Below are 24,075 nucleotides of genomic sequence, written 5' to 3' on the forward strand. Positions count from 1 at the left end.
AGCCATGACCGATAAAACTTTCCTGGTGGAAATTGGCACCGAAGAGTTGCCTCCGAAAGCCCTGCGTAGCCTGGCAGAAGCCTTTGCTGCGCACTTTACCGCAGAACTGGACAGCGCCGGTTTAGCACATGGCGAGGTGAGCTGGTTTGCCTCTCCACGCCGTCTGGCGCTGAAGGTGGCCCAATTGGCCACAGCGCAGGCCGATCGTGAAGTGGAAAAACGTGGCCCAGCGATTGCTGCTGCGTTTGATGCCGATGGCAATGCCACCAAAGCAGCCGAAGGTTGGGCGCGCGGTAACGGCATCACCGTGGATCAGGCTGAGCGTCTGAGCACGGATAAAGGCGAATGGCTGGTGCATCGCGCTTCAGTGAAAGGCGAGAGTGCTCAGGCACTGCTGCCCGCGATGGTGGCAACCGCACTAAGCAAGCTGCCGATTCCAAAACTGATGCGCTGGGGCGCAAGCGACGTGCAGTTTGTCCGTCCGGTACATACTGTGACGCTGCTGTTGGGCGATGAGCTGATCCCGGCGACGATTCTCGGTATTCAGTCCGATCGCGTGATTCGCGGCCACCGCTTTATGGGCGAGTCAGAGTTCACACTCGACAACGCCGATCAGTATCCGCAATTGCTGCTGGAGCGCGGCAAAGTGGTGGCTGATTTTGCGACCCGTAAAGCCAAAATCAAAGCGGATGCGGAAGCGGCGGCGCAGCAGTTGGGCGGTATCGCCGATCTGAGCGACAGCTTGCTGGAAGAAGTGGCCTCGCTGGTGGAGTGGCCAGTGGTGCTCACCGCGAAATTCGAAGAGAAGTTCCTCGCGGTGCCTGCTGAAGCGCTGGTTTACACCATGAAGGGTGACCAGAAGTACTTCCCGGTGTACTCCGCTGACGGTAAATTGCTGCCAAACTTTATCTTCGTCACCAACATCGAATCTAAAGACCCGCAGCAAATCATCTCCGGTAACGAGAAGGTGGTACGTCCGCGTCTGGCCGATGCCGAGTTCTTCTTCAACACTGACCGTAAAAAGCGTCTTGAAGATAACCTGCCGCGTCTGGAAACCGTATTGTTCCAGAAAGAGCTGGGTACACTGCGTGACAAAACGGACCGTATTCAGGCGCTGGCCGGCTGGATTGCGGCTCAGATTGGTGCCGATGTGAACCACGCCACCCGCGCGGGCCTGCTGTCGAAGTGTGACCTGATGACCAACATGGTCTTCGAGTTCACCGATACGCAGGGCGTGATGGGCATGCACTATGCACGTCATGATGGCGAAGCTGAAGATGTCGCGGTGGCGCTGAACGAGCAGTATCAGCCGCGCTTTGCCGGTGATGCACTGCCATCGAACCTCGTGGCTTGCGCTGTCGCAATCGCTGACAAGATGGATACCCTTGCGGGCATCTTCGGTATTGGTCAGCATCCGAAAGGCGATAAAGATCCGTTCGCACTGCGCCGTGCTGCACTGGGCGTACTGCGTATTATCGTCGAGAAGAACCTGCCACTCGATCTGCAAACGCTGACCGAAGAAGCGGTGCGTTTGTACGGTAGCAAGCTGAGCAACGGTAAAGTGGTAGATGAAGTCATCGACTTCATGCTGGGCCGTTTCCGTACCTGGTATCAGGAAGAGGGCCACAGCGTCGACACCATTCAGGCCGTGCTGGCACGTCGTCCAACCCGCCCGGCGGACTTCGATGCGCGCATGAAAGCGGTTTCCCATTTCCGTACGCTGGAAGCGGCATCGTCGCTGGCTGCGGCCAACAAGCGTGTGTCCAACATCCTGGCGAAAGCCACCGAAACCCTCAACGACAGCGTGCAGGCATCGTTGCTGAAAGAGAACGCCGAGATCCAGCTGGCGACTTTCGTGACGGCGCTGGGTGACAAGTTGCAGCCGTACTTCGCGGAAGGCCGTTATCAGGATGCGCTGGTGGAACTGGCGCAGCTGCGCGAAGCGGTCGATAACTTCTTCGACAACGTGATGGTTAACGCCGATGAAGCGGAAGTGCGTATTAACCGCCTGACGCTGCTGGCGCAACTGCGCGCACTGTTCCTGCAGGTCGCGGATATCTCTCTGCTGCAGTAAGCGATGTGTTGAAGTGAACCGAAGGGACGAGAAATCGTCCCTTTTTGTTTTTAAAATTCGGCGCTGACTTCCTGGGAGTGGTGCAAGATGCGCCCAATAAAGATCTCATCAACCTCAGCACGGTAAATCACAATGTGCTGACCGAAGGAAAGTGAATAGATTTGATAACCTAAATCAGGCCGTTTTCGCCCTAAATCGAACAGGGCAATTTTATCGAAGAGCTGGGAAAATTTAAGGTTGTAAGCGTCTGCGAGTTGCTCCCCAAAATTCCAGTATCCGTAAATCCAGATTTTCATCAAATCGGCATCAGCTTCCGGTTTTATCGTGATCTTCCTTTTCATAAATGCCCACCCTGGCTTTTGCTCGTCTCAGAAAATCTTCATGGTCCCACTCTTTACCAGGACCGCTCTCGAATCCTTGTCTTACCAATTCTTTTAGCGCCTCCAGCTTCGACGCCGCCTGCTTCTCACGCAGTAAACGCAGCGAGTCGCGCACCACCTCGCTTTGAGTACGGTAATCACCGGAAGCCACCAGAGATTCAACAAACTCGCGCAGTTCATCACCTAAATCGATTGTCATGGTACGTGCCATCATCGTGCCCCAATGTAAGAAATATTCTTACATCCTGGCACATTTTTGAGCAATGCGGAATCGGCGTTGCAGCGCAGTTACAGCGACAACTGCGAAGCAACGCGAAGGATTAAGTGCTGGTGTCGAACAGGCGGGCATCGCGCAGCAGGTGATCGTTGCCACGACGGCGGGTGAAACCGCTGCGGTCGAAGAATTCCAGAATCTGTACCGCGATTTTACGCCCGGTACCGAGCTGATTGCGGAAATCGGCGGCGCTGGTGCTGCCACCGTTGGCGTCACGCTGGCGAATCAGATCGGCGAAGATCTGGATCTGGTCGCTGCGGTAATAGCGATCGCGCACGATCGCCGTGATATGACCGAGACGCGCGGCGGAGAGCAGCAGGCTGCGAATGGTTTCTTCATCTTGCTGGGTGGCCAGTGCGATATCGCGCACCCATAGCGGCTGGTCACCAAACAGCGGACCAACCTGCTGCCACAGTGCTTCTTCCTGGTGATTGAAGCGCGGTTCGAAATCCGGCAAATGCAACCAGCCTTGCCGGTGCTGCAACTGGCCTTGTGAAAGCAGCCGATCGATCAATGCGATAACCTGTTCCGGCGGCTGGTGGGGGAGAGCCACGCGACGCAAGCGATCGCGACCAATGCCCGGCACTTCAGGGTGCTGCTGATGAAACGCGGTGAGCGCTTCCAGCAGTCGCTGCTGCCAGTCATTGGCCTGTTCCACAGCCATGATGGCGCTGCCGAGTCGCACGGGCGCCACCTTGTCCAGCAGGTTGTTGAGTGCATCGTCACTCAGCTGGCGTGCCCAACTCAGCTCGGCCATGTCAACGGGTTGCTGAGCCAGGTGCGACTGCAGACTCTCTTCATCGGCTTCCGCCGCCGCCAGCTGTTGCAGCCAGTCAAGATAATCAGGATGGCGCTTGCCGCGTTTCTTGCTGCTCAGCAGCAGCACCCGTCCGCCACCGAGCGTGAGTTGTGCATTGCTGTCGCGGATAATCAGCCGATCGTTTTCCGCCAGCCACAGCGGCTCGTTGAGCACCAGCTCCGCCAGTTCGCCCGCAATCAGGTTAAGTCGGCCAGTCACATGACTGGCGGCATGGTGAAGATGTACCGGCTGCGAGGGATTTCTTAACGGCTGTAGCAAACGCAGCGCCACGATCAGTCGCTGGGTGCCCGAAGGTTGCGGTTGTGCCAGCAGCCAGTCACCGCGCGCAATCTGGTCTTTCTCCACATCGCCGACGATATTCAGCGCGATACGTTCTCCAGCCTGCGCACGCGTTACCGACTGATTCTGCGCATGCAGCGAACGCACGCGCACGGGCAAATTGAGGCGGCTGAGCCACAACGCATCACCCACGCTGACTTCACCCGCCAGGGCGGTGCCGGTGACCACTAATCCGCTGCCTTTGAGGGTAAACGCGCGGTCAATGGCGAGGCGGAAGCGGCGACCCATATCGACATCCGGTGCGCGTAGTTCACTCAAGTGCTGGCGCAGCGCGTCGATGCCTTGCTGGGTGGTACTGCTGGTGACAAATTGCGGTACTGCCAGCCAGCCCAGCTGCTGCGTCAACTCCGCCACCTGATGCTGCACTTCAGCGATACGGACGGCGTCGACGCGATCCGCTTTGGTCAACGCCACGCTAAGCGGGGGTTGCCCGACCAGGCTTAGCAGTTGCAGATGCTCACGCGTTTGCGGCATCACACCGTCGTCGCACGCTACCACCAGCAGTGCATGATGAATACCGCCGATGCCCGCCAGCATATTGGCGAGGAATTTCTCGTGTCCTGGCACATCGATAAAGCCCACAACGCGGCCATCCGGTTGCGGCCAGTAGGCATAGCCAAGATCGATGGTCATGCCGCGCCGTTTCTCCTCAGGCAGGCGATCGGCATCGACACCGGTTAACGCCTGTAGCAGTGCGGTTTTACCGTGATCGACGTGTCCAGCGGTGGCGATAATCATGTGGTTAAGGTCCGTATCAGCGCCGCTTCATCTTCAAGGCAGCGTAAATCCAGCCACAGTCTTCCTTCCTGGATGCGGCCAATCACCGGTTGTGATAATGCACGCCAGCGCTGCGCCAGTGCATCCAGCGAGCTGCCGTGAGATTCACGTGGGCTAAACGTGATGGCAAAACTCGGTAAGCGTTCAACGGGTAATGAACCGCTGCCGATTTGCGACGAGCAGGCGGCGATATTAAGGGAAAAATCAGCGCCATAGGCGTGTTCCAGCGCAGGCATCAGCCGTTCGGCCTGCTGCAAAATCTCGTGTGACGATCGCGTCAACAAGCGCAGGGTGGGCAGCGCTTCGCGCAATGTTTCCGGCTGGCGATAAAGCTGCAAAGTGGCTTCCAGCGCAGCCAGCGTCATTTTATCCACGCGCAAAGCACGCTTGAGCGGATGCTGTTGCAGCCGATCGATAAGCGCCTGTTTGCCGACGATAATCCCCGCTTGCGGGCCGCCCAGCAGTTTATCGCCGGAAAAACTCACCAGATCCACACCGGCGGCAATCAGCTGTTGCGGCATCGGCTCGGCGGGCAAATTAAAAGCGGTCATGTCGATGAGCGAACCGCTGCCTAAATCAGTGATCACCGGCAGCTGATGTTGCGCCGCCAACGCCACCAGCTCGGCTTCCGCTACCGCATGGGTGAAGCCCTGAATCTGGTAGTTGCTGGTATGCACCTTCATCAACAAACCGGTGTTGTCGCTGATGCCAGCACGATAATCTTTCAGATGGGTACGATTAGTGGTGCCGACTTCAACCAGCTGGCAGCCCGCCTGGCGCATCACATCGGGGATGCGGAATGCGCCGCCGATTTCGACCAGCTCACCGCGTGAGACAATCACTTCGCGACCTGGCGCCAGTGCTGCCAGCATCAGCAACACGGCGGCGGCATTGTTATTCACGATACAGGCCGCTTCAGCCCCCGTCAGTTCACACAGCAGCGCACTCACCGCACGATCGCGATGGCCACGTGACGCATCATCCAGCGCATATTCCAGCGTGACCGGCTGGCGCAAGCAGGCAGTGACCGCCTCAATCGCGCGCGTGCTTAACTGCGCACGGCCCAGGTTGGTGTGCAGCACCGTGCCGGTGAGATTGAACACCGGACGCAGCGCGCTTTGTTGCTGCTGTTGCGCGCGGCGCTGCGCTTCCTCTGGCCAGTTAAGATGCCAGCCGGGTAAAGTTTGATGCTGTTGAATATGCGTGCGTGCTTCTTGCTGCATGGCGCGCAGCTGGCGGGTGGTAAACGCGGTGCCCGTCTGCAGCAGCAGCGGCTGCATCGCGGGATCGCGCAGCAGGCTGTCGATCGCAGGCAGTTGTGAATACAGTGTTTTCATCGGGTGGCTTAGCTTAGCTGGAAGGCGGAACGGTGCGGGCAAAACTCTCCCGCGCAAACAACGTATCGGCCAGCTTGATCAATGCCGGGCGGTTCACGCACCAGTTAGGCAGCACCCGGCGGAAGTTGAGATAACCAATCATGCAGCCAGTGGCGATGTCGGCCAGATTGAGCGTACCGCTGTTCAAGAGTTCACCCTGGGCCGCCGCCGTTTCCAGCGCATCCAACCCACGCAAAATTTTCTCGCGATTACGCATTAGCACTTCTTCGGATTGTTGATCGCCGGGGCGCATCTGTTCGCGCACAATCATCACGGCGGCATCGTTGATGCCATCGGCGAGCTTTTCCAGCTGACGTACCTGCAGAGCGAGCAGGGCGTCATCCGGCAACAGAGCAGGGGCGTCACCGCGTAGCTCAATGACCTGGGCGATAATCGAAGAATCAAACCAGGTGAGATGGTTATCGTCTACCAGTGCAGGCACTTTGCCCAGCGGGTTATAGTGCGGCACGTGGCTGTCTTCCACCCAAGGCGACTGGTTAACAAATTCGAACACCAGGCCTTTTTCCAACAGGATCACTGAAATTTTGCGGACAAAAGGGCTGGTGTAGCTGCCAATCAGTTTCATCAGGCGTTTCCTTTGCGACAGTGATAAGTACACAAATTGTAGCGGTGCGCTGTATCGCGCGTTGTTGTCTGGCTCAAAAACAGCGCGATAAATCGTGCCGCTACCATTCGTCGGAAAGCTGAAATTCGGCTTAATCCCCAGGAAACATAAACGGATTCAAGCTGCTACGCGCAAAGCCTTCCTGCTCCATCCGCGCATCCAGCACCAGCGAGGCCAAATCATCGGCCACCGGTTCCACCGCCGGATCTTTCTCCTGATACAGCATCTTCAGATAGGTGCCGCAGTCACCACAGCTTTCGGCTTTCACTGCGGCTCTTTCGCTGTCGAGTGACCAATAGTGCAGGTCGCGCGTTTGCTCGCAGTTGGAGCACTTACTGCGCACCACATACCATTCACTTTCACACAGATTACAGTGTAGATAACGCAGCCCCTGCTGGCCCACATCCATATGCACCACGCTGGTCACCGGCACGCTGGCGCACACCGGGCAGAACTGGCGATGCTCGCCGTATTCTGCGCGGGCTTTGCCTGGGATCAGCGCTGCCATCTGCGCCCAATAGATCGAAAGCGCTGCCCAAATAAACGGGGCTTTATCGCTGCTGACCTGCGCAAAATCACCCTCCAGTAGCGCACTGGCCAGGCCTTCCAGCTCGGAAGAAGAGGCTTTCTCCAGGTTCTCCAGCACCGCCAATGCCTGGCCGCTCATCTCGGGCTTCAGCTCGGCAATGAGCGAATGCAGCAGACGCTGCCAGTGGGCATCGCGGGGATAGGTGTGGATATCAAGCGGAGGTTTACCCTGTTCGGCGCTTTCGGCCAAACGCTGACGCAAATCGAGTTGCAGCGGATGGTCGTACAGCACGATGTCCTGCGCCTGCGCGATCACTGCAGCAAAGCGCAGGTAATCGCCCAGCGGATTCTTCGCGGCCAGCTCACGTAAACGCGCCGCACGGCGGCTGTACAGATTTTTCAGCCGAGGGAAAAGCAGCGGCGGAACCTGTTCCGCCGTGTTTTTTTCGCCTTTCTCCAGCTGGTCCTGCGGGATAATGCGAATACTCATCAGGGACGTTTTTCCTGTTGTGTTTGGCGTTGGCGCTGCTCACGATACCAGCGTGGATGATGTTTCTTCGCCCACGCGGCCGGCACCCAGCCCTCAACCATGGCGGTAATGGTACCTTTGACCCACAGGGCCGCATAAATGTGCACCATAATCACCACGATCAATGCCACAGCTGAGACCGAATGCACCACCAAAGCGGCGCGAATCAGCGGAATCGCAAAGGCGCCTGCAAAGTAAGGACGCCAGATAACCACTCCGCTCGCCAGCAGCAAGACTAAGCTGATGATAGCAGCCCAGAACACACACTTCTGCCCGAAGTTGTATTTGCCGGTATCACCCACCTCTTCATTGCGTACGATCTTATTGATGTTTTTCGCCCAGAGCAGGTCTTCGCGATTGATCAGATTCTGTTTCCAGTAGCGCAAAAACATGATCAGAAAAGCAGCAAACATCACCACGCCGACAAAGGGATGCAGGATGCGCGCCAGTTGTGGCGTGCCCAAAACGTGCATCAGCCAGTTAAAGGAGGGAAAGAAGAAACCCAGCCCGCTCAGGGCTGCCAGAACAAAACAGAACGCTACAATCCAGTGATTGATGCGTTCCGGTGCGCTGTAGCGCACCAGACGATCGCGCTTTTTCATCATTCGCGCTCCTCTTTTTCGTGCAGGTTCTCGTCCTCATCCTCTTCCACCCGGTTCGGCCCGACGCCGACATAGTGGAATACCGAGGCAGCGAAGGTGGCGGCGAAACCGATGGCCGCCAGCGGTTTCCAGATACCTTTCCAGAAGGTGACCGCCGGACTGATGCTCGGGTTTTCTGGCAAACCGTGATACAGCTGGGGTTTATCAGCATGATGCAGCACGTACATGACATGCGTGCCGCCGACGCCTTCCGGATCGTACAAGCCCGCATTGTCATAGCCGCGCGTATTCAGCTCCGCCACGCGTTCTGCCGCCAGCGCCTGCATATCGGTTTTACTGCCGAAATGAATCGCGCCGGTCGGGCAGGTTTTGACGCACGCCGGTTCCTGGCCAACATTGACACGATCGACACACAGCGTGCATTTATACACGCGGTTGTCGTCTTTATTCAGGCGCGGCACGTCGAACGGACAGCCGGCAATGCAGTAGCCGCAGCCAATGCACTGCTCGGACTGAAAATCGACGATGCCGTTGGCGTACTGAATAATCGCACCTTCGGACGGACAGGCTTTTAGGCAGCCGGGATCGGCGCAGTGCATGCACCCATCCTTGCGGATAAGCCACTCTAACTTGCCATTCTCCTCCACTTCTGAGAAGCGCATCACCGTCCAGGATTTGGCGGTCAGATCCGCTGGGTTGTCATACACCCCAACGTTATGCCCAACCTCATCGCGGATGTCGTTCCACTCTGAACACGCCACCTGGCAGGCTTTGCAACCGATGCAGGTGGTCACGTCGATCAGCTTCGCCACCTCCTGCTGATGATTACGCGCCTGCGGGGCAGGCGTGAAACCATTGGTGGCGGAGCGGCGGATAATGTCTTGTGATTGATAAGCCATCTACGTTCTCCTACACCTTCTCAACGTTAACCAGGAACGCCTTAAACTCGGGCGTTTGCGTGTTGGCATCACCGACAAACGGCGTCAGGGTATTGGCGATAAAGCCTTTCTTCGCAATGCCTTGATAGCCCCAGTGAATCGGAATGCCGACGGTATCGACGGTTTTGCCATCCACATCAAGTGGGCGCAGGCGTTTGGTGACCACCGCTTTGGCTTTGATGTAACCGCGATTGGAGCTCACTTTCACCGTATCGCCCTGCACGATGCCCAGCTTGTTGGCCAACTTCTCACCAATCTCCACAAACTGCTCCGGCTGCGCGATGGCATTGAGTAACGCGTGTTTGGTCCAGTAGTGGAAATGCTCGGTGAGACGATACGTGGTGCCGACATACGGGAAGTGCTCGGCTTTACCCATCGCCGCCAGATCGTCTTTGAACACGCGTGCTGCCGGGTTCGAAATGACGTTCGGATGCAGTGGATTCGTGCCGAGTGGCGTTTCAAACGGCTCGTAGTGTTCCGGGAAAGGACCTTCAGCCATTTTGTCGAGCGCGAACAGGCGGCCCATGCCTTCTGGCTGCATGATAAACGGCCCCACATTGCTCCCCGGTGCGGCGGTGCTGTAATCCGGAATATCCATGCCGCCCCATTTACTGCCATCCCACTTGAGGATCTGCCGTTTCGGATCCCACGGATTCCCTTGCGGGTCGGCCGATGCGCGGTTGTAGAGGATGCGTCGGTTGAGCGGCCATGCCCAACTCCAGTTCAGCGTATTGCCCAATCCACTCGGATCGGTGTTATCACGCCGCGCCATCTGGTTGCCATCTGGCGTCCAGCTGCCCGCAAAAATCCAGCAGCCGCTGCTGGTGCTGCCGTCATCTTTCAACTGCGCAAAGCTACTGAGCTGCTGGCCTTTTTTCACCAGCAACGTGCCTTTGTCATCGAACACATCCGCCAGCGCTTTGCCGTTGCTCTCCATCGCCACTTCTTCCGAAGCCGGGTTATCAGGCGTCTGGTAGTTCCACGTCATGTTCAGCACCTGTTCGGGCAAGGCACCGCCCTCACTGGCGTACATTTTGCGCAGACGGCTGTAAATGCCGGAGAGAATTTCGCCATCGTTCAGCGCTTCGCCCGGCGCATCCTGACCTTTGAAGTGCCACTGCAGCCAGCGTCCGGAGTTGACGATGGAGCCATTCTCTTCCGCGAAGCAGGTGGAGGGCAGGCGGAACACTTCGGTCTGAATCTTCGCCGGATCGACATCGTTAAACTCCCCGTGGTTTTGCCAGAAGGTCGAGGTTTCGGTGTTGAGCGGGTCGATGGTCACCAGGAACTTCAGCTTCGACAGTGAATCGATCACTTTGCGTTTGTTTGGGAATGAGGCCACCGGGTTAAAGCCCTGGCAAAGATAGCCATTCACTTTGCCCTGCGACATCATCTCGAAGTACTGCAAAACGTCGTAGCCTTTGTCCCACTTCGGCAACCAGTCGAATCCCCAGCTGTTCTCTGCTTGCGCTTTGTCTCCAAAAAAGGCCTTCATCATGCTGACAAAGAATTTCGGGTAGTTACCCCAGTAGTTCACCTGGCCGGGTAGCGTCGGTTTCGGCGTGTTGGCCGCGAGATAGCTTTGCAGATCGGTCTGTTTCTCCGACGGCAATGTCATATAACCTGGCAAACTTTGCGACAGCAGGCCGAGATCGGTGAGCCCCTGAATGTTGGAGTGACCGCGCAATGCATTCACACCGCCGCCTGCCATACCCATGTTGCCGAGTAGCAGCTGGATCATCGCCATAGTGCGGATGTTTTGCGCACCGACAGAATGCTGTGTCCAGCCCAGCGCATACAGGAATGAGGTGGTGCGATCGCGCGCGCTGGTCTCACCGATCAGCTCGCAGACGTGCAGGAAGTCCTCTTTCGGCGTGCCGCAGATGCGTGACACCATTTCTGGTGTGTAGCGGCTGACGTGCTGTTTCAGCAGATTCCACACACAGCGTGGATGTTGCAGGCTGTCATCACGTTTGGCAAAGCCGTCATCGCCCAGCTCATAGTTCCAGCTGGTTTTGTCATACTTGCGATTGGCTTCGTCGTAGCCGCTGAACAGGCCGTCATCAAAATGATAGTCTTCGCGCACTATCAGGCTGGCGTTGGTGTACGCCTGCACATATTCATGCTGGATTTTGTCATTTTGCAGCAGCCACAGCAGCACGCCCGACAGGAAAGCAATGTCGGTGCCGGAACGAATCGGCGTGTAAAAGTCTGCCACCGATGCCGTACGCGTGAAGCGAGGATCGATAACAATCAATTTGGCTTTGTTGTGAATCTTGGCTTCCATCGCCCAGCGGAATCCCACAGGATGCGCTTCAGCGGCGTTGCCACCCATCACAACGATCAGATTGGCATTACGGATGTCGACCCAGTGGTTGGTCATCGCACCGCGACCAAATGTTGGAGCAAGACTTGCTACCGTTGGTCCGTGTCAAACGCGTGCCTGGTTGTCGACCGCTAACATGCCGAGCGATCGGGTAAATTTCTGGGTTAAGTAGCCAGTTTCATTGCTGGAGGCAGAAGCACACAGCATGCCTGATGACAGCCAGCGGTTGACGGTAACACCTGCGGCGTTCTGCGCGATAAAGTTGGCGTCACGGTCGGCTTTCAGCAGTTTCGCGATACGGTCAAAGGCATCGTCCCAGCTGATGCGCTGCCATTTATCGGAGCCTGGCGCGCGGTATTCGGGGTAGTGCAGGCGGCTTTCACTGTGGACAAAATCCAGCAGGCCAGCGCCTTTGGGGCACAATGCACCACGACTCACCGGATGATCCGGATCGCCTTCAATGTGAAAAATGGTCTCTTTGGCGTTTTTCGCGCCGTCACCGAGGCTGTACATTAACAAGCCACAGCCCACTGAGCAGTAGGTGCAGGTGTTACGGGTTTCGCGGGCACGCAGCAGCTTATACTGTCGCGTTTCCGCCAGCGCCACCTCTGGCGTGAAGCCGAGGAGTGCTGCCGATGTCCCTGCCATACCGCCAGCACAGATTTTGAAGAGTTTTCTTCGGCTGACGTTCATGGTTAATCCTTGAGTCGACATTGCTACAATTTGCCTGCGTCGTGCGTATTGTCGCTGCGTGGCCTGCGCCCATTCGTTCCCGTCGCTTACTGGTGTAAGCTCCCGGCTTGAATGGGTTTACTGCCTTGCCACAATCCGCATGACGGGCAAAATTTTTTGTGATGCGTTGGGCCGAGGCTCACAATGACCCAACTAATAGTGTGAGAATAGCAGCGAAATAATACCACTGCTTTAATGTGGTTGTTGTCCGAGGCGAGCAAAGTGAAAGTTAAAGCACAGGAAAGTCATCAGAGTGTGATTGAGATCTCAGGCGCAGTGCAGGCGCCGGTACGTCAGCGGCGTGATATCAGCACGTCTGAAACCGACTGGCTGGCACAAGAGGTGCCGATCGCGCTGGTGTATAACGGCATTTCCCATGTGGTGATGATGGCCACGCCCAACGATCTTGAGGCGTTTGCGCTCGGTTTCTCACTCTCAGAAGGCATTATTGAGAAGCCTGATGAGATTTTCGGCATGGATGTGGTGCCCGGCTGCAACGGTATTGAAGTGCAGATCGAACTCTCCAGCCGACGCTTTATGGCGCTAAAAGAGCAGCGCCGTGCCATGGCGGGCAGAACCGGCTGTGGCGTGTGCGGCGTGGAACAACTCGACCAGATTGGTAAACCGCTGCAACCGTTGCCGTTTACCCAAACCTTCGATCTGGCAAACCTCGATAGCGGGCTGGCGCAACTGCGCAATTACCAACCCATCGGCAATCTCACCGGATGCACGCACGCGGCGGCATGGATGTCGCCGCAGGGGGAATTGCTCGGTGGCTGCGAAGACGTGGGTCGCCATGTGGCGCTGGATAAACTGCTGGGGCATCGTAGCCAGCAGCCGTGGCAGCAGGGCGCGGTGCTGGTCTCCAGTCGCGCCAGCTATGAGATGGTGCAAAAGTCCGCGATGTGCGGTGTGGAGATTTTATTTGCGGTATCCGCTGCGACTCAGCTCGCCGTTGAGGTCGCCGAGCGTTGTCATTTAACGCTGATAGGGTTTAGTAAGCCGGGACGCGCCACGGTGTACAGCCATCCGCAGCGCCTGGTTTAAACCACCTGTACCTGTGGCAGCGCCTGCTGGAGCGCAGCTAATGCGCCTGCTTTGGCGGGGCCGCTGTCGCAAATAAGCAAATCCACTTCTCCAATCGGCGCGTACACCGTGCGGCTGATCACCCCCAGCTTGCTGTGATCTGCCAGTAAGAAGGTGCGCGCAGCCTGCTGCACCATGGCGCGAGCAATCGCCGCTTCATGAGGATGGAAACTGCTGGCACCGTTTTTAGCATCAATGCCAACCGGCGACAGCAGGGCAACGTCGGCGCGATAGCGGTAAATCTCGCTGACCGTGATTTCGCCGCGCGTCTGCTGTGCACCTGCCATCATCATCCCACCGAGCAAAATCACCTGATTATTCAGCGTTTCATGTTCTTCGGCGGCGCTTAGCGCCAGTGCAGCCTGCAAACTGTTAGTGATAATGGTTAAGCCGGCCATGCTGCGCAGCTGCTCCGCCAGCATGGTGGTGGTGGTGCCGGCATCCAGAAACAGCGTCTGGCCCGGCTGCAAGTGCTGTGCGGCCGCCACGGCAATCGCACGTTTCTCTTTGGCTTGAGCACTACGGCGCACTTGCAGCGGTGCTTCCGGCTGGCTATCTACCGCGACTAAACCGCCGTGCACCCGTCGTGCTAAACCCTGCGCTTCCAGCTCAATAATGTCTCGCCGTGCCGTTTCCCGTGAAATACCCAGCTCATTGATAATGCGCTCGGTGCTGACCTGATGCTGCGTGGTCAGCAGGGCTCGAATGCGGTGTAAGCGGGTTTCCTGCAGCATGACTTTTCCCTGTAGCGTAATAATCTGGGCCTAAGCTTACCTGAGTGTCATCACGGCGTCATGTGTATTTGGTTGTATTTGTGTATTTGGTTGCATTTCTCGTTAAAGCAGGCATGATGGTGACAACGGTCACACATCATGCACCCCTTTCACCTTCGCAACGGGAGTTACCATGGCTACACGTTCCACCATCATGGACACCAACAGTTTTCGTGCTGAGCACGCCGACGGTCTGGATGCAGCAACCCGCCAGCTGACGGACAAGCGCAGCAAAGTGTTGGGCGAGTCGTATCGCCTGTTTTATCGTAAGCCGGTGCATCTGGTACGCGGTGAAGGGCAGTATCTGTGGGATGCTGCAGGTAACAAATATCTCGATGTGTACAACAATGTGGCCAGTATTGGCCACTGCCATCCGGCGGTGATCGAAGCGGTGAATCAGCAGATGAAGATGCTGAACACCCACACCCGTTATCTGCACGAACGCATTCTCGATTACACCGAAGAGCTGCTGGCAACCACGCCAGACGCCATCGACCGTGCCATGTATATGTGCACCGGGTCGGAAGCTAACGATTTGGCGATCCGTGTGGCGCGTGCTTTCAGCGGCGGCACGGGCATTATCGTGTCGCAGGAGGCCTATCACGGCACCAGCGATCTCACGTCTGGCGTCTCCCCGGCACTGGGCAGCGGTCAGCCACTGGCGGCCACCACGCGTTTGGTTTCGCCACCCGATGCTTACCGCGTCAACGCACCGGATCTCGGCGAATGGTTTGCCAACGAAATTCAGAAACAGATCGATGACATGAAAGCACACGGCATTAAATTTGCTGGCTTCCTCGCGGATTCGATCTTCTCTTCCGATGGTGTGTTACCGAATCCACGCGGCTTCCTGCAGAAAGCGGTGGATGTGGTGCACGCTAATGGCGGTATCTTCATTGCGGATGAAGTGCAGCCTGGCTTTGGTCGTACTGGCGATGCGTTCTGGGGCTTTGCCCGTCACGGCGTGGTGCCGGATGTGGTGACCACGGGTAAGCCGATGGGTAACGGCATTCCGGTTTCCGGCCTGCTGGCGAAGAGTGATGTGCTGGCGGCGTTTAGTGACGATATCCCTTACTTCAACACCTTTGGCGGTAACCCGGTTGCTATGGCGGCGGCGCAGGCGGTCCTGACGGTGATTAAAGAAGAGGGCTTGCAAGAGCACAGTCGCGTGGTGGGTGCCAAACTGCTCGCCGAGTTGCAGAAGTTAATGGATCGCCATGAAAGCATTGGCGATGTGCGCGGAGCGGGGCTGTTTATCGGCTTCGAACTGGTGCAGGACCGCACCAGCAAAACGCCGGATAAAGCGCTGGCGCTGGATCTCACCGAGAAGCTGCGCGATCACCATGTGCTGACGTCGGTGGCCGGTCCGTACGGCAACGTGCTGAAGCTGCGTCCACCATTGGCGTTCCAGGAATCGGATATTGATTGGCTGGTGGGTGCGCTGGATAAGTCACTGACCGAGCTGGGTCGGTAAAAGGCTAAGGTTGCCCCAAAGCAGTATCAGGAAGATGAAGCGGGTCGCCATTCCTGGCGACCCGGCTGAGAATCTGCACGTTTCACTCAATGTGCACGTGGATGCGCACCTGGAAAGGATTACGCGGCTGCCGTTTCCTCGGCAAAAATACTTTCCATCTTCTGCCACGCCTGCGCCACATCGTCATCCAGATTGAACAAACCTGACGTGCCAACGATAAACACATCCACACCAGAAGCCGCAATCTGCTTAAAGGTGCGCGCATTGCAGGAACCATCAATCTCGGTCAGATAGTGATAACCGTGCTCTTCGCGCATGGCAATCAGCCGGCGAATCTTGTTCAGCGTTTCCGGAATAAATTTCTGCCCCGCAAAGCCAGGATCCACCGACATCACCGTAACCTTATCCAGCAGATGTGCATACTCACGAATGCTCTCGGCAGGTGTCGCCGGGTTTAATACCACGCCGCAGCGACGGCCCGCTTCTTTGATTTGAGTCAGCAGGCGGAATATTTTGTTATTTGCGGTTTCGGGATGGAAGCTAATAATATCCGCCCCCGCCTCAATGCACATTGGAATAATATCTTCCGGGTGATTGACCATTAAATGCACATCAATTGGCACATCGGTGATTTTACGCAGGTTCTCAATAAAGAACGGCGATAACGTAATATTTTTAACGTAGCTGCCATCCATAATATCGACATGATAAAAAGCCGCAGTACTATTCATCGCTTCGATCTGTTCACGAAAGCGGGTGAGATCCATACACATTAATGACGGTGAAAATTGAGCGTTCATTGTTTTTTCCTCATTACATAAACAGCGCCCGCAGGCGCTGTGTTATGACATCAATGGAAGAACGAAATAATGTGGCCGAGTACGATGCCGACAATACCGAAGTCCGCGTCGCCGAAGGTGGTCGAGGCAAAGCCCAGGTCGCCCATCAGCGGCAGCAGAATCGCCGGCAGGAAGGAGATCAGCAGCCCTTGTACAAAGGAGCCGACTACCGCGCCACGACGTCCACCCGTGATGTTGCCGTATACACCCGCGGTGGCACCGCAGAAGAAGTGGGGCACCAGACCAGGAACAATCACGCTCAGACCAAACAATGGGCACAGGAACATGCTGATCAGACCGGCGGAGAAACTGCACAGGAAGCCGATGATCACGGCATTCGGCGCGAACGGGAACACGGTTGGGCAGTCCAGCGCCGGTTTGGCGTTCGGTACTAACTTATCTGCGATGCCTTTAAAGGCCGGCACGATCTCGGCAATCACCATACGCACACCGGCGAGGATGATATAAACGCCCGCCGCAAAGGTGATGGACTGAATAATCGCGAACACGATGAAGTTCTGACCGCCGCTCACCTGGCTTTCGGTGAACTCTTTACCCGCCACCAACACCAGCGCGATAAACAGAATCATCATGGTCAGCGAAATCGCGACCGAGGAATCACGCAGGAAGTTGAGGGTTTTCGGCACCTTCAACTCTTCGGTGGATGGACTGCCTTTGCCCACTGCTTTACCGACCAGCGCAGACAGCAGATAACCGGTTGAGCCAAAGTGGCCGAGCGCCAGATCGTCCGAATTGGTGATTTTACGTGTGAACGGCTGCAGAATCGCCGGGCACACCACCATCATGGTGCCGAGAATCAGTGAACCGATTAGCACCAGCCAGAAGCCATGTACGCCGCCGACGGAAAGAATCACCGCCAGCATCGCCGACATATACAGCGTGTGATGACCGGTCAGGAAGATGTACTTCAGCGGGGTGATACGCGCCAGCAGGATGTTCACCAGCATACCGAACACCATGATCATCGCGGTTTCAGTACCGTAACTCTTCTGCGCCAGCGCGGCCATCGCATCAGTATTTGGCACGACACCCTGAATATTAAACGAGTGCTCAAACAGCTGGCTGAAAATGGTCAGTGTTGCCGCAATCAGGTTGGCCCCTGCGATGAGAATCACAAAGCCCATGATGGTTTTCAGCGTGCCAGAAATCACATCCGACACCGGTTTCTTTTGCAGTAATAAACCAATCAGGGAAAAAAGGCCGACAAGTATTGCGGGTGTTCCGAGAACATCCTTGATGATAAATTGCAGCATAATTACTCCATGTGAGTAAAATCGGGCTATTACAGATTTTCCGCCAGGATTTCTTTAATTTTGGCGTTATCTAATAAATTCGTCAGACCAAATACCTGCGCGCTATGCCCGGATAACTGATCGGCAATATCTTTGGCGCTGATAATAAGGTCGGCCTGTTCAGATTTCGCCGTGGTTAAATCGGTATGGCCCACTTCGGCCTCTTTCCCTAATTCCACCACAATTTTCTTCACGTTCATTTCCACAATAAAGCTGCTGCCTAAACCATTACCGCACACAATCAGGACTTTTTTCATAATAGGATTCTCTGGTGGTTAATTTGTAATAACAGCTTCAATCGCTGGTAGGGTTGCCGCCGTCAGCAATTGCTGCAGGCGAGATTCGTCACTGAATACTTCGGCTAATGCTGTGATCATCTGGATATGATCGTCGCCGGAAACGGCGCACAGCATAATCACCACATGCACCGGATCGTTTTCATCCGCTGCAAAGCTCACACCGTTCTTCACATGCAGCAACGACAAGCCATTCTTACGCGCACCCTGTTCCGGACGGGCATGCGGCATCGCCAGGCCGGGTGCCAGTACGTAGTAAGGTCCCAGTTCGGCATGCGAAGTAAAGATGGCATCGAGGTAAGCCGGGGTGATCGCCCCTTCGGCCAGCAGCGGCTCAGCGGATAAACGTACCGCGTCCTGCCAGTCGCTGACCTGTTCTACGATGCGGATATGTTGCGGTGTCAGCCATTGAGTGAGCATCAGTAATTCCTGGTTATTCGTCGATGGAGTGCACTTTAGGTGATTTTCTCAACGCTTTTCTGTGATGATTGTCGCAAAAGTTAGCGCTAACACAGGTGTTGTTAAAAACTGTGTTATCGCTAACATTTTTGTGCAGTCCGTTTGTCATCGTTGCAAGCACCTGACATGCTCCGAGAATCTGAAAATCCTCAGCAGGTGAGGTGTGCCCGAATCTGTGGTGATTAACGTGGCACGTTGACGCATTTGGTTTTAAGCTGCGTGCGGGCATTTGTAGCGAGTCAGTTAGGAGAAGGCATGGCAGAAAAAAAACGGCGCGGTACCGGCAAAAGCACACTGGCCGATGTTGCCCGTTTGGTCGGCGTGAGCACCATGACGGCATCACGTGCGTTGCGCATGCCGGAGAAAGTCTCACCTGAAATTCGCACCAAAATTGATGCGGCCGTCACCGAGTTGGCCTATGTGCCGAACATCCAGGCGCGTAATCTGGCGTCGGCATCGTCGAAGCTAGTCACCATGGTGGTGCCTTCTTTCGCCACGCCGGGCAGCGCGATTGTGTCGGAAGCGCTGCAAGAGATTCTGCGTCCTCAGGGTTACAACATGATGCTGGCGGAAGCCAACCACTCGGCGGCGGAAGAGAGCGAATTAATTGAGATGTTGCTCTCGTACAATCCGGCGGCGATGGTGCATTTCAACTTCGACAATGCCGCTGAAGCTCATCGTTTGCTGAGTAATTCCGGCCTGCCGGTGATGGATATCGGCGGGGTGCATCAGGAATCTGCGGGTATTAGCATTGGTGTCGATTACGCTAAAGCGATTCGCCAGCTGGTGCAGAGTTTGGTGGAACGTGGCTATCGCCATCTCGGCTTGTTGTGTACGCAAACCAATACCACGATTTTCCGCCAACTGCTGAATGGCTGGCACAGTGGCATGCTGGCATCAAATCAGGCGCCGCACCGCGTGGTGACCTCGCCGAAAATGCCGACCTTTGCCGCGGGACATAGCCTGCTGGCGGAGATCCGGCTGACCTGGCCGGAACTGGATGTGCTGATTTGTACCAGCGATGAAGTGGCCTGTGGTGCCATCATGGCTTGCCACGCCGCAGGCATCTCCATTCCCAGCCAGCTGGCGATTGCCAGCATCGGTGGCGGCCCATTGGCAGCAGTCTGCTCACCGCCGCTCACCAGCGTTATCCTGCCTTATGAAGAGATGGGGCGCATGGCGGGCAAGCGCTTACTTTCCGCATTAAAAGGCGATGAGCCTCCTGCCATCAACGAACTGCCGGTACAGCTCAAGCTGCGTGCCAGCACGCACAAGATGTAATCCTGCGGCATCGCGTGCATGGGATATGACTCTGCGTGCGGTGCTTTTCCCAGATTCATCAAATCCTTATCATTACTAAGGCATTGATAACCCTTTTACCGATCATGATTTTAACTATAATGATCCGACTGCTTACGCGGCACCCTGCTAAGGTGATGCTGCAAAACACTAAATGGAGAGGAAGAACATGAGTTATTCACTGCCATCCCTGCCTTACGCGTACGACGCACTGGAACCACACTTCGACAAGCAGACGATGGAAATCCATCACTCTAAACACCACCAGGCTTACGTTAACAACGCGAATGCAGCGCTGGAAGGTACCGAATTCGCTAACCTGCCGGTTGAAGAATTGATCGCTAAACTGGATCAGCTGCCAGCAGATAAAAAAGGTCCACTGCGTAACAACGCAGGCGGCCACGCTAACCACAGCTTCTTCTGGAAAGGCCTGAAACTGGGCACCAGCCTGCAAGGCGAACTGAAAGCCGCTATCGAAAAAGATTTCGGCAGCGTTGAAGCTTTCCAGGCTGAGTTCGAGAAAGCCGCTACCACCCGTTTCGGTTCAGGCTGGGCGTGGCTGGTGAAAAAGGGCGATAAACTGGCTGTGGTTTCAACCGCTAACCAGGATAGCCCGCTGATGGGTGAAGCCATCTCTGGCGCATCCGGTGAGCCAATCATTGGTCTGGATGTGTGGGAACACGCTTACTACCTGAAGTATCAGAACAAACGTCCTGACTACATCAAAGCGTTCTGGAACGTGGTGAACTGGGATGAAGCTGCTGCGCGTTTCGCTGCTGCTAAGTAAGTTCAGGCGATAGCCAACGCACAGAACCGGTGAAGCTGCTTCACCGGTTTTTTTCTTTACGAAAGCTAAACACTTCTTAAACCACTTCGAGATTACCTCTGCTGACAATACCGTTACGTTCGTTATTAACCTGCCGTTGATAATTTGGGGCATACAGTAGCCGCAGTTGATCACACGAAAGTAAAATAACTATGTCTACTATCACTACCCCTGTGGCGAATAAAGATTCGTCGGCATCTCTGTTTTTGCCGTTAATTAGCGGCAACGTCAGACCTGATAAGTTATGGAATAGCAGTATGTTCCGCTTTAAATTTGCTTTAAGGTCTTTAATCTTTCCTGTTACGACATTTAATTACCTTAACGCATTAGCGAAACTGCCGTTTCTGCCGCAACTGCTGAAAATGCAGGGTTTGCTGCCGGCTAAACCGCATCGCCCTTACCTGCGCGCAGGCTTTAGCGTGGCACAACGTGCGCAGGCACTGCTTGACCATTACACGCTGATGGATCAACTGGATAATGCCAAACTGCGCCAGTTACTGCTGAGTCCGGTGTTAAATGTGATTGCCACTTTTAACGGAAAAAATGATGAGGTGTTTGCTATTAATTGCTGCCCAGGACATTTTGACCGTGAAGGTGAAATAACTCTGACACTGCATTATCAAACCATGAATATTGCCTCGCTCTCTTTTTCCATTATTCAGGAAAAGGGCAAGCGCACATTATTGATTGGTGGATTGCAGGGGCCGCGCAAACACATCTCAAATGATGTTATCCGCGATGCAACCAAAGCCGCACATGGCGTATTCCCGAAACGTCTGTTAATGGAAGCGGTATTTATTCTGGCGCAACAATGTGGCGTGCAAGCGATTTGCGCAGTAGGAGATACCACGCATGTGTTCCGCAGCATGCGTTATCGCCACAGTAAAGGTGATAAGTTCTTTGCCAGCTACAGCGAGTTCTGGCTGTCACTGGGCGGTGAAGCCCGTGCCGACGACCTGTTTACGTTGCCGCTGCAGATGGAAAGGAAAGCACTGGAAGAGATCGCCAGTAAGAAACGTGCGGAGTATCGTCGTCGCTATGCACTGTTGGATGCGTTAAACACCCAGGTATTGCTGGCAGCAGGGGTTGAACCCGTGGCAGGGGTTGAAGCAGTGCAGGAACAGAGCGTGGAACGCGACGTATCACACGCCGCGTAATCGGGTATCAGAACGGCTGCTTCGCGTAGCCGGTCATCACCTTCAGCCCCATCTCACGTCCCAGCGCGGTCATTGGATGCACCACCACCAGGCCGCGCACGCTCTTCTTAAATGCGCCCATGTTGGCTTGTTCTTTCCTGGTGATCTCACGGCTGAAATCCAGCTTCTGCAGCTGTTGCGCTTCTTTACTCAGTTTCTCATCGCGAACACTGCGCAGACGTTCAATTTCCTGCACCAGCTTCTCTTTTTCACGCAGCAGCTCGCCGAGTTTTTCGGCATCGCCAGATTCCAGCAGCTGGGGTTCTTTGCGATTCAATGCGTCCAGTTGATCACTGAGCAGTTTGATCTCGGCTTTTTCTTGTTCTTTCATCAGGGGAAACTCGTTAAGGAAAACAGGCAAAGGATACATCAAAACGGGGCGATTTTGCAGCGGGGCGGATTCGACCGCGACAGTGCCCCTAAACGGCCGGCTTCTTGAAGGCTTGCTTGTGGGAGATGCGCGATATCAGCTCGGTGAGCGACAGCACCATGGTGGATCGCACCATTTGCAGATAGCGCTGCTGCTGCATACTGCGTAATGCTTCGTCATCCCGGGTGAAGTCAGGTTGTGGCGGCCACGCTACAACGCAGTGCAGTTCACCAAATGGCCCCAGAATCTCATCGTCAGTAAAGCGGTAGTCGCTGGTGTCGTGATTGAGTTCTTCACGCAGCGCCAGCAGCAGCTCACAATCTTCATATTCATGGCGATTAATCACGCCCAAACCGTAAATCAGTTTCAAACGCACCGATAGCTCGCCCAGCGGACCGTCACCGAGCAGCAGCGGTTCAACCGCGTACTTTACGGCATAATCGTCTTTACGGAAAACCTGCAACACAAGCAGGTTGACCGCTTCAGCCAATAGCTCAACGGCGGCGATCAGGAAGCTTCTCACCGATCGACCGGCGTTCAGGCGCTCAAGCACCCGGTTTTCAAAAGCTTGCTTCTCTTCCATTATTGCCTGCATCGTTCCGCTACCGCCGACGGGCACGGTTGGCACCGCGCCCGAGTGAGCTATTAAAAGGCGCGCATTATGCCATAGCGTTGTAAGCACTCACCACTGAGGTGACCACTTCGCTATTGGCTTCCAGTCCAGAGATCTCGGCCAGCGTTGCCTGCGGGCCTTTTTCAGCCAGCAGGGCAGCCAGTTCCTGCGCCTGCGGATCGGCTTCGCTGCGGTAGTGCATCGCGGCAGCAATACCCTGCACCAGGTTGGCGTGTGGCAGGTGGTACTCAAGGGTGCCGAGCGTGGGTTTGATCAGACGATCGCCCGCGCTGAGTTTACGCAGCGGCTGGCGGCCAACACGTTCAACATCATCTTTCAGGTACGGATTTTCGAAACGAGTGAGGATTTTCTGGATGTAAGCGGCGTGCTTGTCGGCATCAAAGCCATAGCGCTTGATCAGCACCTCGCCGCTCTCCTGCATCGCACCCTGCACCACGGCACGCACTTTTTCATCCAGAATCGCATCGCGGATGGTGGCGTGGCCAGCTAACTGGCCAAGATACGCGGTGATGGCATGGCCGGTATTCAGCGTGAAGAGTTTGCGCTCGACAAATGCCATCAGGTTATCAGTCAGCTCCATGCCAGGAATGTTTGGCAATTCACCTTTGAACTGCGTTTTATCGACAATCCATTCGCTGAAGGTTTCGACTGTCACTTCCAGCGGATCGTTGCTGCCGGCCTCAGATGGCGGCACGATGCGGTCAACGGCGGAGTCGACGAAGCCAACGTGCTCTTCAACCCACGCGTGATACTGTTCTGGCAGCGCTTTCAGAACGTGCTGCTTCAACTGACTGGTGCCGCGCACCATGTTTTCACAGGCGATGATATTCAGCGGACGGACATTACCGTTGTCGCTGCGTTTGGCCAGCCCCTTCGCCACACCGCCCGCGATGCGCTCCAGAATCTGCGGACCAACCGCCGTGGTAACGATATCAACCTCAGCAATCAGCGTGACGATGTCGTCGCTGGTGCTGTTCACTGCGCTAACGCCGGTAACGATTTCGACTTTTGCCTGCTCGCCAACCACATGAACCGGATATTCATGACGGGCGTTAAGGGCATCCAGAACTACCTGATTCACATCCGCGAAGACCAGTTCGATACCGGCATCAGCCAGCAACTTACCGATAAAACCGCGACCGATGTTACCTGCTCCAAAATGTAACGCTTTCATAAATTTGACCCATATC

General features: G+C 55.6%; 23 protein-coding genes. 6 read left to right on the forward strand and 17 right to left on the reverse strand.

From position 1 onward, the window contains the following. Nucleotides 1–4: 4 nt before the first annotated feature. A complete protein-coding gene (glyS, locus tag FD737_RS09220) occupies nt 5–2,074 on the forward strand; it encodes a glycine--tRNA ligase subunit beta (RefSeq protein ID WP_097118460.1) in 2,070 nt (689 codons plus the stop codon). Between the two features lie 50 nt (nt 2,075–2,124). Here the strand turns inward: glyS and FD737_RS09225 are convergent, their stop codons facing one another. The 9 genes from FD737_RS09225 to fdnG form a co-directional block, all read right to left on the reverse strand. Then, nucleotides 2,125–2,415: a type II toxin-antitoxin system RelE/ParE family toxin gene (locus FD737_RS09225; RefSeq protein WP_160833336.1), complete on the reverse strand. Its 291-nt coding sequence runs from the start codon at nt 2,413–2,415 to the stop codon at nt 2,125–2,127. Further along, nucleotides 2,381–2,665 carry a type II toxin-antitoxin system ParD family antitoxin gene (locus FD737_RS09230; protein WP_058961180.1) on the reverse strand — a complete coding sequence of 95 codons (285 nt, stop codon included), beginning with the start codon at nt 2,663–2,665 and terminating at the stop codon, nt 2,381–2,383. The genes FD737_RS09225 and FD737_RS09230 overlap by 35 nt, the downstream gene beginning before the upstream one ends. A gap of 109 nt (nt 2,666–2,774) precedes the next feature. After that, nucleotides 2,775–4,625 carry a selenocysteine-specific translation elongation factor gene (gene selB, locus FD737_RS09235; protein ID WP_160833337.1) on the reverse strand — a complete coding sequence of 617 codons (1,851 nt, stop codon included), beginning with the start codon at nt 4,623–4,625 and terminating at the stop codon, nt 2,775–2,777. After that, nucleotides 4,622–6,001: an L-seryl-tRNA(Sec) selenium transferase gene (selA, locus tag FD737_RS09240; protein ID WP_097118463.1), complete on the reverse strand. Its 1,380-nt coding sequence runs from the start codon at nt 5,999–6,001 to the stop codon at nt 4,622–4,624. The genes selB and selA overlap by 4 nt, the downstream gene beginning before the upstream one ends. Nucleotides 6,002–6,014: 13 nt before the next feature. Further along, nucleotides 6,015–6,626 (reverse strand): glutathione S-transferase, encoded by a 612-nt coding sequence (locus FD737_RS09245; protein WP_034827706.1) that lies wholly within the window; start codon nt 6,624–6,626, stop codon nt 6,015–6,017. Nucleotides 6,627–6,756: 130 nt separating this feature from the next. Further along, on the reverse strand, nt 6,757–7,683 hold the full coding sequence (gene fdhE / locus FD737_RS09250; RefSeq protein ID WP_034827709.1) for a formate dehydrogenase accessory protein FdhE: 927 nt from the start codon (nt 7,681–7,683) through the stop codon (nt 6,757–6,759). Beyond that, nucleotides 7,683–8,324 carry a formate dehydrogenase cytochrome b556 subunit gene (gene fdoI, locus FD737_RS09255; protein ID WP_097118543.1) on the reverse strand — a complete coding sequence of 214 codons (642 nt, stop codon included), beginning with the start codon at nt 8,322–8,324 and terminating at the stop codon, nt 7,683–7,685. Before fdoI ends, fdhE begins: the two co-directional genes overlap by 1 nt. Next, nucleotides 8,324–9,223 (reverse strand): formate dehydrogenase subunit beta, encoded by a 900-nt coding sequence (fdxH, locus tag FD737_RS09260; RefSeq protein WP_097118464.1) that lies wholly within the window; start codon nt 9,221–9,223, stop codon nt 8,324–8,326. Before fdxH ends, fdoI begins: the two co-directional genes overlap by 1 nt. A gap of 10 nt (nt 9,224–9,233) precedes the next feature. Then, nucleotides 9,234–12,281, reverse strand: a complete 3,048-nt coding sequence (fdnG, locus tag FD737_RS09265; RefSeq protein ID WP_160833338.1) for a formate dehydrogenase-N subunit alpha — start codon at nt 12,279–12,281, stop codon at nt 9,234–9,236. 303 nt (nt 12,282–12,584) lie between these two features. Here fdnG and fdhD point away from each other — a divergent pair, with 303 nt between their 5' ends. Then, on the forward strand, nt 12,585–13,367 hold the full coding sequence (gene fdhD / locus FD737_RS09270) for a formate dehydrogenase accessory sulfurtransferase FdhD (protein ID WP_255253273.1): 783 nt from the start codon (nt 12,585–12,587) through the stop codon (nt 13,365–13,367). Here the strand turns inward: fdhD and FD737_RS09275 are convergent. Beyond that, entirely contained in the window at nt 13,364–14,140 is a 777-nt protein-coding gene (locus FD737_RS09275; protein ID WP_058961122.1) for a DeoR/GlpR family DNA-binding transcription regulator, read from the reverse strand. The two genes, fdhD and FD737_RS09275, sit on opposite strands and share 4 nt — an antisense overlap. A 172-nt stretch (nt 14,141–14,312) precedes the next feature. Here FD737_RS09275 and FD737_RS09280 point away from each other — a divergent pair, with 172 nt between their 5' ends. Then, nucleotides 14,313–15,653, forward strand: a complete 1,341-nt coding sequence (locus FD737_RS09280) for an aspartate aminotransferase family protein (protein WP_034827718.1) — start codon at nt 14,313–14,315, stop codon at nt 15,651–15,653. 119 nt (nt 15,654–15,772) lie between these two features. Here FD737_RS09280 and alsE read toward each other — a convergent pair whose 3' ends face one another. From alsE to FD737_RS09300, 4 genes are read right to left on the reverse strand one after another with little or no spacing between them, the layout of a single operon-like run. Further along, nucleotides 15,773–16,453, reverse strand: coding sequence for a D-allulose 6-phosphate 3-epimerase (alsE, locus tag FD737_RS09285; RefSeq protein WP_160833339.1), 681 nt, complete (start codon nt 16,451–16,453; stop codon nt 15,773–15,775). Nucleotides 16,454–16,503: 50 nt separating this feature from the next. After that, nucleotides 16,504–17,766 carry a PTS ascorbate transporter subunit IIC gene (locus FD737_RS09290; RefSeq protein ID WP_034827723.1) on the reverse strand — a complete coding sequence of 421 codons (1,263 nt, stop codon included), beginning with the start codon at nt 17,764–17,766 and terminating at the stop codon, nt 16,504–16,506. Nucleotides 17,767–17,795: 29 nt separating this feature from the next. Further along, entirely contained in the window at nt 17,796–18,062 is a 267-nt protein-coding gene (locus FD737_RS09295) for a PTS sugar transporter subunit IIB (protein ID WP_097118469.1), read from the reverse strand. 18 nt (nt 18,063–18,080) lie between these two features. Further along, nucleotides 18,081–18,521, reverse strand: coding sequence for a PTS sugar transporter subunit IIA (locus tag FD737_RS09300; protein WP_034827726.1), 441 nt, complete (start codon nt 18,519–18,521; stop codon nt 18,081–18,083). A 294-nt stretch (nt 18,522–18,815) separates the two neighbouring features. On the opposite strand from FD737_RS09300, the gene FD737_RS09305 reads away from it, so the two are divergent. From FD737_RS09305 to FD737_RS09315, 3 genes are all read left to right on the forward strand, one after another. Then, a complete protein-coding gene (locus tag FD737_RS09305) occupies nt 18,816–19,841 on the forward strand; it encodes a LacI family DNA-binding transcriptional regulator (RefSeq protein WP_160833340.1) in 1,026 nt (341 codons plus the stop codon). A 187-nt stretch (nt 19,842–20,028) separates the two neighbouring features. Beyond that, nucleotides 20,029–20,646, forward strand: coding sequence for a superoxide dismutase [Mn] (gene sodA, locus FD737_RS09310; protein ID WP_034827730.1), 618 nt, complete (start codon nt 20,029–20,031; stop codon nt 20,644–20,646). A gap of 191 nt (nt 20,647–20,837) precedes the next feature. Further along, complete coding sequence (locus FD737_RS09315; RefSeq protein ID WP_160833341.1) at nt 20,838–21,842, forward strand: VirK/YbjX family protein; 1,005 nt, start codon at nt 20,838–20,840, stop codon at nt 21,840–21,842. Nucleotides 21,843–21,849: 7 nt separating this feature from the next. Here FD737_RS09315 and FD737_RS09320 read toward each other — a convergent pair whose 3' ends face one another. The 3 genes from FD737_RS09320 to mtlD all read right to left on the reverse strand — a co-directional run bounded on the left by FD737_RS09320 (nt 21,850) and on the right by mtlD (nt 24,059). Further along, on the reverse strand, nt 21,850–22,212 hold the full coding sequence (locus FD737_RS09320; protein ID WP_160833342.1) for a YibL family ribosome-associated protein: 363 nt from the start codon (nt 22,210–22,212) through the stop codon (nt 21,850–21,852). Nucleotides 22,213–22,300: 88 nt separating this feature from the next. Further along, nucleotides 22,301–22,834, reverse strand: coding sequence for an MltR family transcriptional regulator (locus FD737_RS09325; protein WP_034827734.1), 534 nt, complete (start codon nt 22,832–22,834; stop codon nt 22,301–22,303). A gap of 76 nt (nt 22,835–22,910) precedes the next feature. Further along, complete coding sequence (mtlD, locus tag FD737_RS09330) at nt 22,911–24,059, reverse strand: mannitol-1-phosphate 5-dehydrogenase (RefSeq protein ID WP_034827736.1); 1,149 nt, start codon at nt 24,057–24,059, stop codon at nt 22,911–22,913. Between the last annotated feature and the right edge of the window lie 16 nt (nt 24,060–24,075).

This window comes from Pantoea sp. Seng, from assembly GCF_009829935.1.
GTDB classification, from domain to species: Bacteria; Pseudomonadota; Gammaproteobacteria; order Enterobacterales; family Enterobacteriaceae; genus Pantoea; species Pantoea communis.